Origin of the sequence: Desertibaculum subflavum, from assembly GCA_003576705.1 — a bacterium.
Taxonomy (GTDB): Bacteria; Pseudomonadota; Alphaproteobacteria; order Ferrovibrionales; family Ferrovibrionaceae; genus Desertibaculum; species Desertibaculum subflavum.
Genome location: QOZS01000081.1, coordinates 1 through 15,684 on the forward strand (window position 1 = coordinate 1; position 15,684 = coordinate 15,684).

A 15,684-nucleotide genomic window follows, 5' to 3' on the forward strand; every position below is an offset into this window, starting at 1 on the left:
TGACGATGGAAGTGACGCTGATCGCGCCGATCGCGATGGACGAAGGTCTTCGCTTCGCCATCCGCGAGGGCGGCCGCACCGTCGGCGCCGGCGTCGTCTCCTCCATCATCCAGTAACGGCCGACGACGTGGCCGCGCGGTCTAGGAGTGTAGCTCAATTGGCTAGAGCACCGGTCTCCAAAACCGGGGGTTGGGGGTTCGAGTCCCTCCACTCCTGCCACCGCGGTGGAGCTTGAATCGATGGCCGATATGAAAGCCGTTCAGTTCGTGAAGGAGGTGCGCCAGGAGGCCAACAAGGTCACCTGGCCGAGCCGCAAGGAAACCATGATCACCACCGCGATGGTGTTCCTGATGGTGTTCCTGGCCTCGATCTTCTTCTTCGTCGTCGATCAGATCCTGAGCCTCGGCGTGCGCACCGTTCTCGGCCTGGGGGCCTGAAGCCATGGCGTTCCGCTGGTACATCGTCCACGTCTATTCCGGCTTCGAGAAGAAGGTCGCGCAGTCGATCCGCGAGCTCGCCGCGCAGCAGGGCATGTCGGACATGTTCGACGAGATCCTGGTGCCGATGGAGGAGGTGGTGGAGGTCCGCCGCGGCCAGAAGGTCAACGCGGAGCGCAAGTTCTTCCCCGGCTATGTGCTGGTCCGTATGGAAATGACGGACGAGACGTACCATCTGATCAAGAACACGCCGAAGGTGACCGGGTTCCTGGGCACCGGCAAGAAGCCGCAGCCGATCCCGGATGCCGAGGTCGAGCGCGTGCACAAGGCGGTGCAGGAGGGGATCGAGCGGCCGAAGCCCTCGATCGTCTTCGAGGTCGGCGAGCAGGTCCGCGTCGCCGACGGTCCTTTCGCGTCCTTCAACGGCACGGTGGAGGAGATCGACGAGGAGCGGGCGCGCCTCAAGGTCGCGGTCACCATCTTCGGCCGGCCGACGCCGGTCGAGCTGGAATATGGGCAGGTGGAGAAGCTTTGAGGTGAGAGACCTTCGCTCTCCCTGAAGGAGAGCGGGGAAGGCGTGGGAGGCCTGCCATGGCCGGACCGCGCGATCCCATCGCCGGGCGCTGGTGCCCGGCGGCGGCTTTGGCGAAAGGAGCCATCGAGGGATAGATCATGGCAAAGAAGATTTCCGGCTACATCAAGCTGCAGGTGCCGGCGGGCAAGGCTAACCCGTCGCCGCCGATCGGTCCCGCGCTCGGCCAGCGCGGCGTCAACATCATGGAGTTCTGCAAGCAGTTCAACGCGCAGACCCAGCAGATGGAAGTGGGGATGCCGATCCCGGTGATCATCACCGTGTTCTCGGACCGCTCCTTCACCTTCGTCACCAAGACGCCGCCGGTCAGCTACTTCCTGAAGAAGGCGGCGAAGATCGAGAAGGGCGCCAAGGCGACCGGGCGCGATCCCAACATCGCCTCGGTGACGGTGGCGCAGCTGCGCCAGATCGCGGAAGCGAAGATGAAGGACCTGAACTGCGCCGACGTGGACTCGGCGGTGGCGATGATCCGTGGATCGGCCCGTTCCATGGGCCTCGAGGTGAGGGACTGACGATGGCCAACGGAAAGCGCATGACGACGGCGCTCAAGGCCGTCGATCGCGAGAAGGACTACCCGCTGACCGAGGCGGTGAAGATCGTGAAGTCGAACGCCAAGGCGAAGTTCGACGAGACGATCGAGGTCGCGCTCAATCTCGGCGTCGACCCGCGCCATGCCGACCAGATGGTGCGCGGCACCGTGCTGCTGCCGAACGGCACCGGCAAGACCTTGCGCGTCGCGGTCTTCGCCAAGGGCCCGAAGGCCGACGAGGCCAAGGCGGCCGGCGCGGATATCGTGGGCGCCGACGATCTGTTCGCCCAGGTGAACGAGGGCAAGATCGAGTTCGACCGCTGCATCGCGACGCCCGACATGATGGGCGTGGTCGGCCGGCTTGGTAAGGTGCTGGGCCCGCGCGGCCTGATGCCGAACCCCAAGCTCGGCACCGTGACCATGGATGTTTCCGCGGCGGTCAAGGCGGCCAAGGGCGGCCAGGTCGAGTTCCGGGTCGAGAAGGCGGGGCTGATCCATGCCGGCGTCGGCAAGGCGTCGTTCTCCGAGGCGCAGCTCGAGCAGAACGTGCGCGCCCTGATCGACGCCGTGATGAAGGCCAAGCCGACCGGCGCCAAGGGCACCTATCTGAAGAAGGTGTCGGTCTCCTCGACCATGGGGCCCGGCGTCAAGGTGGAGGTGCCGAGCGTCCTGGCACATTGAGGCTAACGGGTTTCCACCGCCCCGTCCGGGGCGGTGGGAAGGCGGCTTCTCGGAGCCGTCGGCCTGTCCGAGACCGCGGGAGCCGGCGCCAGTCGGCTTAAAACTCTCCCGCGCAGACGGGGAAAGGAATTCCGGCATCCGTTGCCCATCGGGCGGCGGGCGCCGTGGTTCGGCCCTGGGACAGGGTGAACCGGCAGAGCTCCCGCAAGGGGCACTGCCTGATGCAACCGGGCGTCCGGCCGCAAGGCCAGGCGCCTAATTGGAGTAACGACGTGAACCGCACGGAGAAAGCCGAGCTGGTCACGACCATGGGCGCGGTCTTCGCGAAGACCAATCTCATTGTCGTAACCCGCTACAGCGGGCTGACGGTGGAGGAGATCACCGATCTTCGCCGCCGGATGCGCGCCGCGGGTGCCGGCTTCAAGGTGACCAAGAACCGGATCACCCGGCGGGCTCTCGACGGGACGCGCTACAAGTCGATTGACGGCCTGTTCAAGGGGCCGACCGCGATCGCCTATTCGGACGATCCGGTCGCCGCCGCGAAGGTCGCGGTCGAATATTCCGACAAGAACGAGAAGCTCGTTGTCGTCGGTGGCGCGCTCGGCAACACGGTGCTCGATGCGAACGCGGTCAAGGCGCTTGCGACCTTGCCTTCGCTCGACGAGCTGCGCGGCAAGTTGGTGGGTCTGCTGCAGGCCCCGGCGACCAAGATCGCCGGTGTTCTGCAGGCGCCTGCCGGCCAGCTGGCGCGCGTGTTCGGAGCCTATGCGAAGCGAGATGCGGCCTGACGTGATCCGGGCCCAAAGCAACACAGACCTGTCCCAGAGACAAGAACCCTTAGGAGCGTACTGAAATGGCTGACCTGCAGAAGATTGCCGACGAGCTGTCGACGCTGACCGTGCTCGAGGCGGCGGAGCTTTCGAAGATCCTGGAAGAGAAGTGGGGCGTTTCCGCCGCGGCGCCGGTCGCGGTGGCGATGCCGGGCGCCGGCGGCGGCGCGGCCGCCGCGGCGGCACCGGAGAAGGACGAGTTCACCGTTGTCCTCACCGACGCCGGCGACAAGAAGATCAACGTCATCAAGGAAGTCCGCGCCATCACCGGCCTGGGCCTCAAGGAGGCGAAGGATCTCGTCGAGGGCGCGCCGAAGCCGGTGAAGGACGGCGTGAACAAGGACGAGGCCGCGAAGCTCAAGAAGCAGCTCGAAGACGCGGGCGCAAAGGTCGAGGTGAAGTGATAGCGATCGCCGCCGCCTTGGCGCGGCGGGGATCGGAGGCAACGGCATGCGCCCTTCGGGGCGCGTGCCGCACCCTTCCGCCACAGAGATCGGTTCTCGGTGGAAGGGCCGAATTCGAGGGAGGCCGTGGACACCCGGGTTACCGGGTGCCGGCCTCGTTTGCGCTGGCGGGAATGGCCCCGCCGGCAGGGGTATGTGAGAACTGAGGGACTGCCATGGCGCTGTCGTTCACTGGTCGCAAGCGGGTTCGCAAGAGCTTCGGGAAGATTCCGTCCGTCGCCCTGATGCCGAACCTGATCGAGGTGCAGAAAAGCTCCTACGAGGGCTTCCTGCAGCGCTTCCAGAGGCCCGAGGAGCGGGGCGAGGCGGGGCTGCAGGGCGTGTTCCGCTCGGTCTTCCCGATCAAGGACTTTTCGGAGACGGCGAGCCTGGAATTCGTGCGCTTCGAGTTCGAGGAGCCGAAATACGACGTCGACGAGTGCCAACAGCGCGGCATGACCTTCGCTGCGCCGCTCAAGGTGACCTTGCGCCTGATCGTGTTCGAAACCGATCCGGATACCGGCGCGAAGTCGGTCCGCGACATCAAGGAGCAGGATGTCTACATGGGCGACATGCCGCTCATGACGGACAAGGGCACGTTCATCATCAACGGCACCGAGCGCGTCATCGTCTCGCAGATGCATCGCAGCCCCGGCGTGTTCTTCGACCACGACAAGGGCAAGACGCATTCCTCGGGCAAGTACCTGTTCGCGGCCCGCGTGATCCCCTATCGCGGTTCCTGGCTCGACTTCGAATTCGACGCCAAGGACCTCGTGCATGTGCGCATCGACCGGCGCCGCAAGCTGCCGGTGACGACCCTGCTCTATGCGCTCGGCATGACGTCGGAGGAGATCCTCGACTACTTCTACAAGAAGGTGCAGTTCCGCCGCGACAAGAAGGGCGGCTGGCGCACGGCCTACAACCCGGACCGTCTGCGCGGCGTGCGCCTGAACGCGGATCTGATCAACGCGACCTCCGGCAAGGTGGTGGCCGAGGCCGGCACCAAGGTGACGGCCAGGCTGGCCAAGAAGCTGCAGGAAGAGGGTCTGAAGGAGCTCTACGTCTCCCCGATCGACATGGTGGGGCGCTACGCCGCGCTCGACCTGATCGACGAGAAGACCGGCCTGGTCTACGTCGAGGCCGGCGAAGAGCTGAGCGAGAAGTCGATCGGCGTGCTGGAGGCGGCCGGCGTCACCGAGCTGCCGACCCTGGATGTCGACCAGTTCAATGTCGGCTCCTATGTGCGCAACACCATGGCCGCCGACAAGAACTCGACCAAGGAGCAGGCGCTGGTCGAGGTGTACCGCGTCATGCGCCCGGGCGAGCCGCCGACGCAGGAAACCGCGGAGGCGCTGTTCCAGGGCCTGTTCTTCGATTCCGAGCGCTATGACCTCTCCGCGGTCGGCCGCGTCAAGCTCAACTCGCGTCTCGGGTTCCCGTTCGCCGATACGCCGCGCGTGCTCGGTAAGAGCGACATCCTCGCCGTCATCAAGACGCTGTGCGAGCTGAAGGACGGCCGCGGCGAGATCGACGACATCGATCATCTCGGCAACCGCCGCGTCCGCTCGGTCGGCGAGCTGATGGAGAACCAGTACCGCATCGGGCTGCTTCGCATGGAGCGCGCGATCAAGGAGCGCATGAGCTCGGTCGATATCGACACGGTGATGCCGCACGACCTGATCAACGCGAAGCCGGCGGCGGCAGCTGTGCGCGAGTTCTTCGGATCGTCGCAGCTCTCGCAGTTCATGGACCAGACCAACCCGCTGTCGGAGATCACCCACAAGCGCCGTCTCTCGGCGCTTGGCCCAGGCGGCCTGACGCGCGAGCGCGCCGGCTTCGAGGTGCGCGACGTGCACCCGACGCATTACGGCCGGATCTGCCCGATCGAGACGCCGGAAGGCCCGAATATCGGCCTGATCAACTCGCTCGCCACCTATGCCCGGGTGAACCAGTACGGCTTCATCGAGAGCCCCTACCGTCGGATCAAGGATGGACGGGTGACCGAGGAGGTGGTGCATCTCTCCGCCATGGAGGAGACGCGCTACACCATCGCCCAGGCCAATGCCGAGCTCGACAGCAAGGGCCGGTTCACCGCCGAGCTGGTGAGCTGCCGCAAGGGCGGCGACTTCGTGCTGGCGCGGCCCGACATGATCGAGTTCATCGACGTGTCGCCGAAGCAGCTCGTCTCGGTCGCCGCGGCGCTGATCCCGTTCCTGGAGAACGACGACGCCAACCGCGCGCTGATGGGATCGAACATGCAGCGCCAGGCGGTGCCGCTGATCCGCGCCGAGGCGCCGCTGGTCGGCACCGGCATGGAAGAGGTGGTGGCGCGCGACAGCGGCGTGACGATCGTGGCGAAGCGCTCCGGCGTGGTCGACCAGATCGACGCGACCCGCATCGTCATCCGCGCAGCGGAAGATCAGGACCTGTCGCAATCGAACGTCGACATCTACAACCTCTTGAAGTTCCAGCGCTCCAACCAGAACACCTGCATCACCCAGCGGCCGCTGGTGCGCGTGGGCGACCGCGTGCAGGCGGGCGACATCCTGGCCGACGGCCCCTCGACCCAGCTCGGCGAGCTGGCGCTGGGCCGCAACGTCCTCGTCGCCTTCATGCCGTGGAACGGCTACAACTTCGAAGACTCGATCCTGATCTCCGAGCGGATCGCCAAGGACGACGTCTTCACCTCGATCCATATCGAGGAGTTCGAGGTGATGGCCCGCGATACCAAGCTGGGCCCTGAGGAAATCACCCGCGACATCCCGAACGTGGGCGAGGAAGGCCTCAAGAACATGGACGAGGCCGGCATCGTCTATATCGGTGCCGAGGTGAAGCCGGGCGACATCCTGGTCGGCAAGATCACGCCGAAGGGCGAGAGCCCGATGACGCCGGAGGAGAAGCTGCTCCGCGCCATCTTCGGCGAGAAGGCCTCCGACGTGCGCGATACCTCGCTCCGCGTGCCGCCGGGCGTCTCCGGCACCGTGGTCGAGGTGCGCGTGTTCAACCGGCACGGCGTGGAGAAGGACGAGCGCGCGCTCGCCATCGAGCGGGCCGAGATCGAGCGCCTCGCCAAGGACAAGAACGACGAGAAGGAGATCGTCGAGCGGGCGATCTACGACCGCTTGCGCGAGCTCCTGCTCGGCAAGATCGCCGAGAGCGGCCCGCGCGCCTTCAAGCAGGGCGGCAAGATCACCGAGGCCGTTCTCGACGACCTGCCGCGCAGCCAGTGGTGGCAGCTGAACCTCAAGAACGAGAAGGTGGTCGCCGATATCGAGCAGCTGAAGAAGCAGCACGACGAGGCGCTGGCGCGCCTGCAGGCCCGGTTCGAAAACAAGGTCGAGAAGCTGCAGCGCGGCGACGAGCTGCCGCCCGGCGTGATGAAGATGGTCAAGGTCTTCGTCGCGGTGAAGCGCAAGCTGCAGCCCGGCGACAAGATGGCCGGCCGCCACGGCAACAAGGGCGTCATCTCGCGCATCGTGCCGGAGGAGGACATTCCGCACCTGGAAGACGGCACGCCCGTCGACATCGTGCTGAACCCGCTCGGCGTGCCGTCCCGCATGAATGTCGGGCAGATCCTGGAGACCCATCTCGGCTGGGCGAGCCGCGGCCTCGGCCGGCTGGTCGACGACGCGCTGGTCAAGTACCGGCGCAGCATGAAGACCGACGAGACGCGCCGCCTGCTGAAGGACATCTACAGCAAGGCGGAATACGACGAGCGCGTCGCGCCGCTCTCCGACCAGGAGGTCATCGAGCTGGCGCAGAACCTGGCGCCGGGCGTGCCGATCGCGACGCCGGTCTTCGACGGCGCGATGGAGCCCGACATCGTGGCGCTGCTGGAGAAGGCGGGCCTCGACCGCACTGGCCAGGTCGTCCTGGTCGATGGCCGCACCGGCGAGCCGTTCGACCGCAAGGTCACGGTCGGCTACATCTACATGCTGAAGCTGCACCATCTGGTGGACGACAAGATCCACGCGCGCTCGATCGGGCCCTACAGCCTGGTCACCCAGCAGCCGCTCGGCGGCAAGGCGCAGTTCGGCGGCCAGCGCTTCGGCGAGATGGAGGTCTGGGCGCTCCAGGCCTACGGCGCCGCCTACACGCTGCAGGAGATGCTGACGGTGAAGTCGGACGACGTGGCCGGCCGCACCAAGGTCTACGAGGCGATTGTCCGCGGCGACGACACCTTCGAGGCGGGCATCCCCGAAAGCTTCAACGTGCTGGTGAAAGAGATGCGCTCGCTCAGCCTGAACGTCGAACTGACCCAGCGGAGCTACTGACGCTTGGGCAGCGACCGACGTCCGGCAGGAATCAACAGGCCCGGCATTGTGCGCCGGGCCGGCTGCCGCACCCGTTTGAAGGTGCGGCCGTTCGGCGGAGAGAGGTAAGCCGATGAACGAATTGATGCAGATCTTCGGGCAGCCCCAGGGCCCGCAGGCGTTCGATCAGATCCGGATCTCGATCGCGAGCCCGGAGAAGATCAAGTCGTGGTCGTATGGCGAGATCAAGAAGCCGGAGACCATCAACTACCGCACCTTCAAGCCGGAGCGCGACGGCCTGTTCTGCGCCCGCATCTTCGGGCCGATCAAGGACTACGAGTGCCTGTGCGGCAAGTACAAGCGGATGAAGTTCCGCGGCATCACCTGCGAGAAGTGCGGCGTCGAGGTCACGCTCTCGAAGGTGCGGCGCGAGCGCATGGGCCATATCGAGCTCGCCTCGCCGGTCGCGCATATCTGGTTCCTGAAGTCGCTGCCGAGCCGCATCGGCCTGATGCTCGACATGACTTTGAAGGAGCTGGAGCGGATCCTCTATTTCGAGAGCTACTGCGTGATCGAGCCGGGCCTGACCCCGCTCAAGCCGCGCCAGACGCTGTCGGAGGACGAGTATTACGAGGCGCAGGACGAGTACGGCGAGGATGCCTTCACCGCCAAGATCGGCGCCGAGGCGATCCGCGACCTGCTCAACCAGATCGATCTCGAGGGCGAGCGCGACCGCATTCGCCAGGAGCTCGCCGAGACGACTTCGGAGCTGAAGCCGAAGAAGCTGGTCAAGCGCCTGAAGCTGATCGAGGCCTTCCTCGAATCCGGCAACCGCCCGGAATGGATGGTGCTGACCGTGGTGCCGGTGATTCCGCCGGAGCTCCGCCCGCTCGTTCCGCTCGACGGCGGCCGGTTCGCCACTTCGGACCTGAACGATCTTTATCGCCGCGTCATCAACCGCAATAACCGGTTGAAGCGGCTGATCGAGCTGCGCGCGCCCGACATCATCGTGCGCAACGAGAAGCGCATGCTGCAGGAGGCGGTCGACGCCCTGTTCGACAACGGCCGGCGCGGCCGCGTCATCACCGGCGCCAACAAGCGGCCGCTGAAGTCGCTCGCCGACATGCTGAAGGGCAAGCAGGGCCGGTTCCGGCAGAACCTGCTCGGCAAGCGCGTCGACTATTCGGGCCGCTCGGTCATCGTGGTGGGCCCGGAGCTCAAGCTGCACCAGTGCGGCCTGCCGAAGAAGATGGCGCTCGAGCTGTTCAAGCCGTTCATCTATTCCAAGCTCGAGCTGAAGGGCATGGCCGCCACCATCAAGATGGCGAAGAAGATGGTGGAGAAGGAGCGGCCGGAGGTGTGGGACATCCTCGCCGAGGTGATCCGCGAGCATCCGGTTCTGCTCAACCGCGCGCCGACGCTTCACCGCCTCGGCATCCAGGCCTTCGAGCCGGTGCTGATCGAGGGCAAGGCGATCCAGCTGCACCCGCTGGTCTGCGCCGCCTTCAACGCCGATTTCGACGGCGACCAGATGGCGGTGCACGTGCCGCTCTCGCTCGAGGCCCAGCTCGAGGCGCGCGTGCTGATGATGTCGACCAACAACATCCTCTCGCCCGCCAACGGCAAGCCGATCATCGTGCCGAGCCAGGACATCGTGCTCGGCCTCTACTACGTCACGCTCGAATCGAACGAGCCGACCGGCGCCAAGGTCAACATCAAGGACGCGCCGACCCTGCTCGCCGCCTGGGCGAACGACGACGTGGTGGTGTTCGACCGCAAGAGCAAGCGTGAGCTGACCAAGACCAAGGACCGCGCCGAAGCGGAGAAGATGCTGTCGAGCGGCGTCATCGTGACCCGCGTGCCGGCCTTCGGCACCATGTCGGAAATCCAGCAGGCCCTGGAAGCCAAGGCGATCACGCTGCATCAGCGCATCAAGGCGCGCTACGACACGGTGGACGAGGAGGCCAATCCGGTGCGCCGCCGTGTGGTGGCGACCGCAGGGCGCATGCTGCTCTCGGAGATCCTTCCGCGGCATCCCAAGGTGCCGTTCGGCCTGATCAACCAGACCCTCACCAAGAAGGAGATCTCCACCGTCATCGACGTGGTGTACCGCCATTGCGGCCAGAAGGAGACGGTGATCTTCGCCGACCGCGTCATGGCGCTCGGCTTCCACCACGCCTTCAAGGCCGGCATCTCGTTCGGCAAGGACGACATGGTGGTGCCCGGCACCAAGGTCGACATCGTCGAGGAGGTCAGGAAGCAGGTCACCGAGTTCGAGCAGCAGTATCTCGACGGCCTGATCACCCAGGGCGAGAAGTACAACAAGGTGGTCGACGCCTGGGGGCAGTGCACCGATCGCGTCGCGGCCGAGATGATGAAGGCGATCTCGGCGGTCGACGTCGATTCCGCGAGCGGCAAAGTGCGGCCGATCAACTCGATCTACATGATGGCGCATTCCGGCGCCCGCGGCTCGGCGGCGCAGATGAAGCAGCTGGCCGGCATGCGCGGCCTGATGACCAAGCCGTCGGGCGAGATCATCGAGACGCCGATCATCTCCAACTTCAAGGAGGGGCTGACGGTTCTCGAGTACTTCAACTCGACCCACGGCGCCCGCAAGGGCCTGGCCGACACGGCGCTCAAGACGGCGAATTCGGGCTACCTGACCCGGCGCCTGGTCGACGTGGCGCAGGACTGCATCGTGGTCGAGGAGGATTGCGGCTCGAAGTCGGGCCTGACCGTCGAGGCGGTCCGCGAAGGCGCCGAGACGGTGGTCTCGCTCGGCGAGCGCATCCTCGGCCGCTCGGCCGCGGTCGACATCATCGATCCGCTCTCGGGCGAGGTGCTGACCCAGTCGGGCGACGAGATCGACGAGGCCGCGGTCGACCGCATCGAGCGGGCCGGCGTCGAGCAGGTGATGATCCGCTCGGTGCTGACCTGCGAGACCAAGGACGGCATCTGCGGCAAGTGCTACGGGCGCGACCTTGCCCGCGGCACCTCGGTCAATGTCGGCGAGGCGGTCGGCGTCATCGCCGCACAGTCGATCGGCGAGCCGGGCACCCAGCTGACCATGCGCACCTTCCATATCGGCGGCGCGGCCCAGCAGGTGGCCGAGCAGTCGAGCCTGGAGGCGGTCTACGACGGCATGATCAAGATCGAGAACCGCAACGTCGTCATCGACAGCACCCAGCGCCAGGTGGTGATGGGCCGCAATACCGAGCTCGTCCTGATCGACGAGAGCGGCCGCGAGCGCGCCCGCCACAAGATCCCCTATGGCGGCCGCATCCTGGTCGAGGACGGCAAGCCCGTGCGCAAGGGCCAGAAGATCGCGGAATGGGATCCCTATACCCGCCCGATCATCACCGAGCGCTCCGGCGTGGCTGCCTACAAGGACCTGGTCGAGGGCACTTCGGTGCGCGAGACGCTCGACGAGGCGACCGGCATTTCGTCCAAGGTGGTGGTCGACTGGAAGCAGCAGCCGCGCGGCGGCGACCTGCGGCCGGCGGTGGAGCTGCGCGACGCCAAGGGCAAGGTGCTGACCTTGGCCAACGGCGCCGATGCCCGCTACCTGCTCAGCCCCGACTCGATCCTGTCGATCGAGGACGGGGTCGAGGTGCATGCCGGCGACGTGCTGGCGCGTATCCCGATCGAGAGCGCCCGCACCCGCGACATCACCGGCGGCCTGCCGCGCGTCGCCGAGCTGTTCGAGGCGCGCCGGCCGAAGGACCACGCCATCCTGGCCGAGCTGCCCGGCCGGATCGAGTTCGGCAAGGATTACAAGGCCAAGCGCCGGGTGGTGATCCGTCCGGACGATGAGAGCCGCGATCCCGCCGAGTACCTGATCCCCAAGGGCAAGCACCTGATCGTGCAGGAAGGCGACCATGTCGAGCGGGGCGATTCCCTGGTCGACGGCAATCCCGCGCCGCACGACATCCTGCAGATCATGGGTGTCGAGGCCCTGGCCGCCTATCTGGTCGAGGAGATCCAGGACGTCTATCGGCTGCAGGGCGTGAAGATCAACGACAAGCACATCGAGGTGATTTGCCGCCAGATGCTGCAGAAGGTCGAGATCGTCACGTCCGGCGACACGACGCTGCTGAACGGCGAGCAGGTCGATCGGACGGAGTTCGACGAGGTCAACGAGAAGGCGATCGCCCAGGGCCTCAAGCCCGCCACGGCGATCCCGGTCCTGCAGGGCATCACCAAAGCGAGCCTGCAGACCCGCTCGTTCATCTCGGCCGCATCGTTCCAGGAGACGACCCGCGTGCTGACCGATGCCTCGGTCAACGGCAAGGTCGACAACCTGATCGGCCTGAAGGAGAACGTCATCGTCGGCCGCCTGATCCCGGCGGGCACGGGCGCCATGATGAATCGCCTGAAGGAGATCGCCGCCCAGCGCGACCGGCAGTTCGCCGACAGCCTGGAGAGCGAGCTGATGGCGGCCGAGCTCGGCCAGGCCTCGGCGGCGGATTGAGGAGTAAAAACAACGCCCTGGCGGGAAAATCCTCTCGCCGGGGCGGAAGCTTAAATGTCTCTTGACGGTTCCGGAATCGGACCGTAGGTTCCGCGCCTCTTTCGGGCGCACGGCTGTAGGTTTCGCCTAGACGCGGCAGTCCGACGGAAAACGGCCGGGGCCGCCTAATAGCGGGTCCTACGGCCTCTTGAGATAGATCTGGTTAGGCCGCGAGCAGGCGAAAAGGCTCGATCGCGAGCAGCGAAGTCGCTGGCTCGCGTTCGAGCGTTGCTCGCGACGGTGAATTTGGTGGCCGTTGGGCACGGAGCGACGGGTAAGGACGGAATGCCGACGATCAATCAGCTGATCAGCAAGCCGCGCAAGCAGCCGGCTTACCGCAACAAGGCGCCGGCCATGGAGGCCTGCCCGCAGAAGCGCGGCGTATGCACGCGCGTCTATACGGTGACGCCGAAGAAGCCGAACTCGGCGCTGCGCAAGGTCGCGCGCGTTCGGCTCACCAACGGCTTCGAAGTGACCAGCTACATCCCGGGCGAAGGCCACAACCTGCAGGAACACTCGGTGGTCATGATCCGCGGCGGCCGCGTGAAGGATCTGCCGGGCGTGCGCTACCACATCATTCGCGGCGTCCTGGACACCCAGGGCGTCAAGGACAGGAAGCAGCGCCGTTCGAAATACGGCGCCAAGCGGCCGAAATAAGCGAGCGGAGGTCGAGCCATGTCCCGTCGTCATGCCGCCGAGCGCCGCGAGGTTCTGCCGGACGCCAAGTTCGGCGATGCCATCGTCTCCCGCTTCATGAACGTGCTGATGTATGCCGGCAAGAAGTCGGCCGCCGAGACGATCGTCTACGGCGCCTTCGACCGTATCAAAGGCAAGGTGAGCCAGGATCCGGTGCGCGTGTTCCACGACGCGCTGGACCATGTGCGCCCGCAGCTCGAGGTCCGGTCGCGCCGCGTCGGCGGCGCCACCTATCAGGTTCCGGTCGAGGTGCGCCCGGACCGCGGCCAGGCGCTGGCGATCCGCTGGATCATCACCGCGGCGCGCGCGCGTTCCGAGAACACCATGGTCGAGCGGCTGTCCGGCGAGTTGATGGACGCCGCCAATAACCGCGGCAACGCGGTGAAGAAGCGGGAGGACACTCACCGGATGGCGGAGGCGAACCGCGCCTTCTCGCATTATCGCTGGTGAAGACCTAAAGCGACGGAAGCCTAGCCATGCCCCGCACCACGCCCCTCGATCGCTATCGCAATATCGGCATCATGGCCCATATCGATGCCGGTAAGACCACCACGACCGAGCGCGTCCTGTACTACACCGGCCGTTCCCACAAGATCGGCGAGGTGCATGACGGCGCCGCGACGATGGACTGGATGGAGCAGGAGCAGGAGCGCGGCATCACCATCACGTCCGCGGCGACGACCTGCTTCTGGAACGACCACCGGATCAACATCATCGACACGCCGGGCCATGTCGACTTCACCATCGAGGTGGAGCGCTCGCTTCGCGTGCTCGACGGCGCGGTCTGCCTGTTCGATGGCGTCGCCGGCGTCGAGCCGCAGTCGGAGACGGTGTGGCGCCAGGCCGACAAGTACGGCGTGCCGCGCATCTGCTTCGCCAACAAGATGGACCGGATGGGCGCCAACTTCTTCCGCTGCGTCGAGATGATCATCGACCGGCTGGGCGCGGTGCCGGCCGTTTGCACGCTGCCGATCGGCCTGGAAGCCGATTTCAAGGGCGTGGTCGACCTGGTGCGCAACCGGGCCATCATCTGGAAGGACGAGAGCCTCGGCGCGGAGTTCTATTACGACGAGATCCCGGCCGACATGAAGGAAGTGGCGGCGGAATGGCGCCACAAGCTGCTGGAGACGGTGGTCGAGGTCGATGACGCGGCTCTCGAGGCCTATCTCGAGGGCAAGGAGCCGGACGAGAAGACCCTGATCGCCTGCATCCGCAAGGGGACGATCGGCTATAAGTTCGTGCCGGTGCTGTGCGGCTCGGCGTTCAAGAACAAGGGCGTGCAGCCGCTGCTCGACGCGGTGATCGATTACCTCCCGTCGCCGGTCGACGTCGCCGCCGTGACGGGTCTGAAGCCCGGCTCCGACCAGGAGCTGACCCGCAAGACCGAGGACAGCGAGCCGTTCTCCGGCCTCGCCTTCAAGATCATGACCGACCCCTTCGTCGGCTCGCTCACCTTCGTGCGCATCTATTCCGGCTCGATCACCTCGGGCTCGGGCGTGTTGAACTCGGTCAAGGATCAGCGCGAGCGGGTCGGCCGCATGCTGCAGATGCATGCGAATCACCGCGAGGAGATCAAGGAGGCCTATGCCGGCGACATCGTCGCGCTGGCCGGCCTCAAGGCGACCACCACCGGCGACACGCTGTGCGATCCGTCGAACCCGATCGTGCTGGAGCGCATGGAATTCCCGGAGCCGGTGATCGAGGTTGCGGTCGAGCCGAAGACCAAGAACGACCAGGAGAAGATGGGCATGGCGCTGAACCGCCTGGCCCAGGAGGATCCGTCGTTCCGCGTCACCGTCGACCACGAGAGCGGCCAGACCGTGATCAAGGGAATGGGCGAGCTCCACCTCGAGATCATCGTCGACCGCATGAAGCGCGAGTTCAAGGTCGAGGCCAATGTCGGTGCGCCGCAGGTGGCGTATCGCGAGACGCTGACCCGTCAGGCCGAGATCGACTACACGCACAAGAAGCAGACCGGCGGCACCGGCCAGTATGCCCGCGTGAAGCTGGTCTTCGAACCGCGCCAGCCGGGCGAGGGCTTCGAGTTCGTGAACGAGACGGTCGGCGGCTCGGTGCCGAAGGAATATGTGCCGGCGGTCGAGAAGGGCATCAAGTCGGTGGCGGAAAGCGGCGTGATCGCCGGCTTCCCGGTGATCGATTTCCGCGTGCGGCTGATCGACGGCGCCTTCCACGAAGTGGACTCCTCCGCGCTGGCCTTCGAAATCGCCTCGCGCGCCGCGTTCCGCGAAGTTGCGCCGAAGGCGGCGGTGAAGCTGCTGGAGCCGATCATGCGGGTCGAGGTGGTGACGCCGGAGGATTTTGTCGGCGACGTCATGGGCGACCTGTCCAGCCGGCGCGGCCAGGTGACCGGAACCGACCGGCGCGGCAACGCGCAGGTCATCAACGCCATGGTGCCGCTCGCCAACATGTTCGGCTACGTGAACAACCTGCGTTCCATGACGCAGGGTCGCGCGCAGTACACCATGCATTTCGACCACTACGCCCAGGTGCCGCAGGCGGTGCAGGACGAAGTGCGGGCGAAGTTCGCCTGATCGGATTGCCGTCTAGCTAAAGGGAAGATCTCGGAGACTGACGATGGCCAAGAGCAAGTTCGAGCGGACGAAGCCGCACTGCAACATCGGGACGATCGGTCACGTTGACCATGGGAAGACGTCGCTGACGGCTGCGATCACGAAGATACTGGCGGAGACGG

General features: G+C 65.9%; 13 protein-coding genes and 1 tRNA gene. All 14 read left to right on the forward strand.

What is annotated here, in order from left to right; genetic code table 11:
- The coding region (locus DT074_RS25775; RefSeq protein ID WP_497746158.1) for an EF-Tu C-terminal domain-related protein at positions 1 to 116 on the forward strand (116 nt) is incomplete at its 5' end.
- A gap of 26 nt (positions 117 to 142) precedes the next feature.
- Positions 143 to 219: transfer RNA gene (locus DT074_RS25780), tRNA-Trp, on the forward strand.
- A 20-nt stretch (positions 220 to 239) separates the two neighbouring features.
- Complete coding sequence (gene secE / locus DT074_RS25785; protein ID WP_119422731.1) at positions 240 to 437, forward strand: preprotein translocase subunit SecE; 198 nt, start codon at positions 240 to 242, stop codon at positions 435 to 437.
- Positions 438 to 441: 4 nt separating this feature from the next.
- A complete protein-coding gene (gene nusG / locus DT074_RS25790) occupies positions 442 to 972 on the forward strand; it encodes a transcription termination/antitermination protein NusG (protein ID WP_119422732.1) in 531 nt (176 codons plus the stop codon).
- A gap of 137 nt (positions 973 to 1,109) precedes the next feature.
- On the forward strand, positions 1,110 to 1,541 hold the full coding sequence (rplK, locus tag DT074_RS25795; RefSeq protein ID WP_119422733.1) for a 50S ribosomal protein L11: 432 nt from the start codon (positions 1,110 to 1,112) through the stop codon (positions 1,539 to 1,541).
- Between the two features lie 2 nt (positions 1,542 to 1,543).
- Positions 1,544 to 2,239, forward strand: a complete 696-nt coding sequence (gene rplA / locus DT074_RS25800) for a 50S ribosomal protein L1 (RefSeq protein WP_119422734.1) — start codon at positions 1,544 to 1,546, stop codon at positions 2,237 to 2,239.
- Positions 2,240 to 2,511: 272 nt separating this feature from the next.
- A complete protein-coding gene (gene rplJ / locus DT074_RS25805; protein ID WP_119422735.1) occupies positions 2,512 to 3,027 on the forward strand; it encodes a 50S ribosomal protein L10 in 516 nt (171 codons plus the stop codon).
- Between the two features lie 65 nt (positions 3,028 to 3,092).
- Entirely contained in the window at positions 3,093 to 3,473 is a 381-nt protein-coding gene (rplL, locus tag DT074_RS25810) for a 50S ribosomal protein L7/L12 (RefSeq protein WP_119422736.1), read from the forward strand.
- A 215-nt stretch (positions 3,474 to 3,688) separates the two neighbouring features.
- Entirely contained in the window at positions 3,689 to 7,786 is a 4,098-nt protein-coding gene (gene rpoB, locus DT074_RS25815; protein ID WP_119422737.1) for a DNA-directed RNA polymerase subunit beta, read from the forward strand.
- Between the two features lie 112 nt (positions 7,787 to 7,898).
- Positions 7,899 to 12,236: a DNA-directed RNA polymerase subunit beta' gene (gene rpoC / locus DT074_RS25820; protein ID WP_119422738.1), complete on the forward strand. Its 4,338-nt coding sequence runs from the start codon at positions 7,899 to 7,901 to the stop codon at positions 12,234 to 12,236.
- A 324-nt stretch (positions 12,237 to 12,560) separates the two neighbouring features.
- On the forward strand, positions 12,561 to 12,932 hold the full coding sequence (rpsL, locus tag DT074_RS25825) for a 30S ribosomal protein S12 (protein ID WP_119422739.1): 372 nt from the start codon (positions 12,561 to 12,563) through the stop codon (positions 12,930 to 12,932).
- An 18-nt stretch (positions 12,933 to 12,950) separates the two neighbouring features.
- Positions 12,951 to 13,421 (forward strand): 30S ribosomal protein S7, encoded by a 471-nt coding sequence (gene rpsG / locus DT074_RS25830; RefSeq protein ID WP_119422740.1) that lies wholly within the window; start codon positions 12,951 to 12,953, stop codon positions 13,419 to 13,421.
- A 26-nt stretch (positions 13,422 to 13,447) separates the two neighbouring features.
- Positions 13,448 to 15,523, forward strand: coding sequence for an elongation factor G (fusA, locus tag DT074_RS25835; protein ID WP_119422741.1), 2,076 nt, complete (start codon positions 13,448 to 13,450; stop codon positions 15,521 to 15,523).
- Positions 15,524 to 15,566: 43 nt separating this feature from the next.
- Positions 15,567 to 15,684: GTP-binding protein (locus tag DT074_RS25840; protein WP_162915247.1), on the forward strand; the 118-nt coding region annotated here is incomplete at its 3' end.

Coding starts and splice junctions, on each gene's coding strand:
- rpsL (WP_119422739.1), top strand. CDS start 12,561: ATGCCGACGATCAATCAGCTGATCAGCAAGCCGCGCAAGCAGCCGGCT.
- nusG (WP_119422732.1), top strand. CDS start 442: ATGGCGTTCCGCTGGTACATCGTCCACGTCTATTCCGGCTTCGAGAAG.
- rpoB (WP_119422737.1), top strand. CDS start 3,689: ATGGCGCTGTCGTTCACTGGTCGCAAGCGGGTTCGCAAGAGCTTCGGG.
- fusA (WP_119422741.1), top strand. CDS start 13,448: ATGCCCCGCACCACGCCCCTCGATCGCTATCGCAATATCGGCATCATG.
- secE (WP_119422731.1), top strand. CDS start 240: ATGGCCGATATGAAAGCCGTTCAGTTCGTGAAGGAGGTGCGCCAGGAG.
- rplA (WP_119422734.1), top strand. CDS start 1,544: ATGGCCAACGGAAAGCGCATGACGACGGCGCTCAAGGCCGTCGATCGC.
- rpoC (WP_119422738.1), top strand. CDS start 7,899: ATGAACGAATTGATGCAGATCTTCGGGCAGCCCCAGGGCCCGCAGGCG.
- rplK (WP_119422733.1), top strand. CDS start 1,110: ATGGCAAAGAAGATTTCCGGCTACATCAAGCTGCAGGTGCCGGCGGGC.
- rplL (WP_119422736.1), top strand. CDS start 3,093: ATGGCTGACCTGCAGAAGATTGCCGACGAGCTGTCGACGCTGACCGTG.
- rpsG (WP_119422740.1), top strand. CDS start 12,951: ATGTCCCGTCGTCATGCCGCCGAGCGCCGCGAGGTTCTGCCGGACGCC.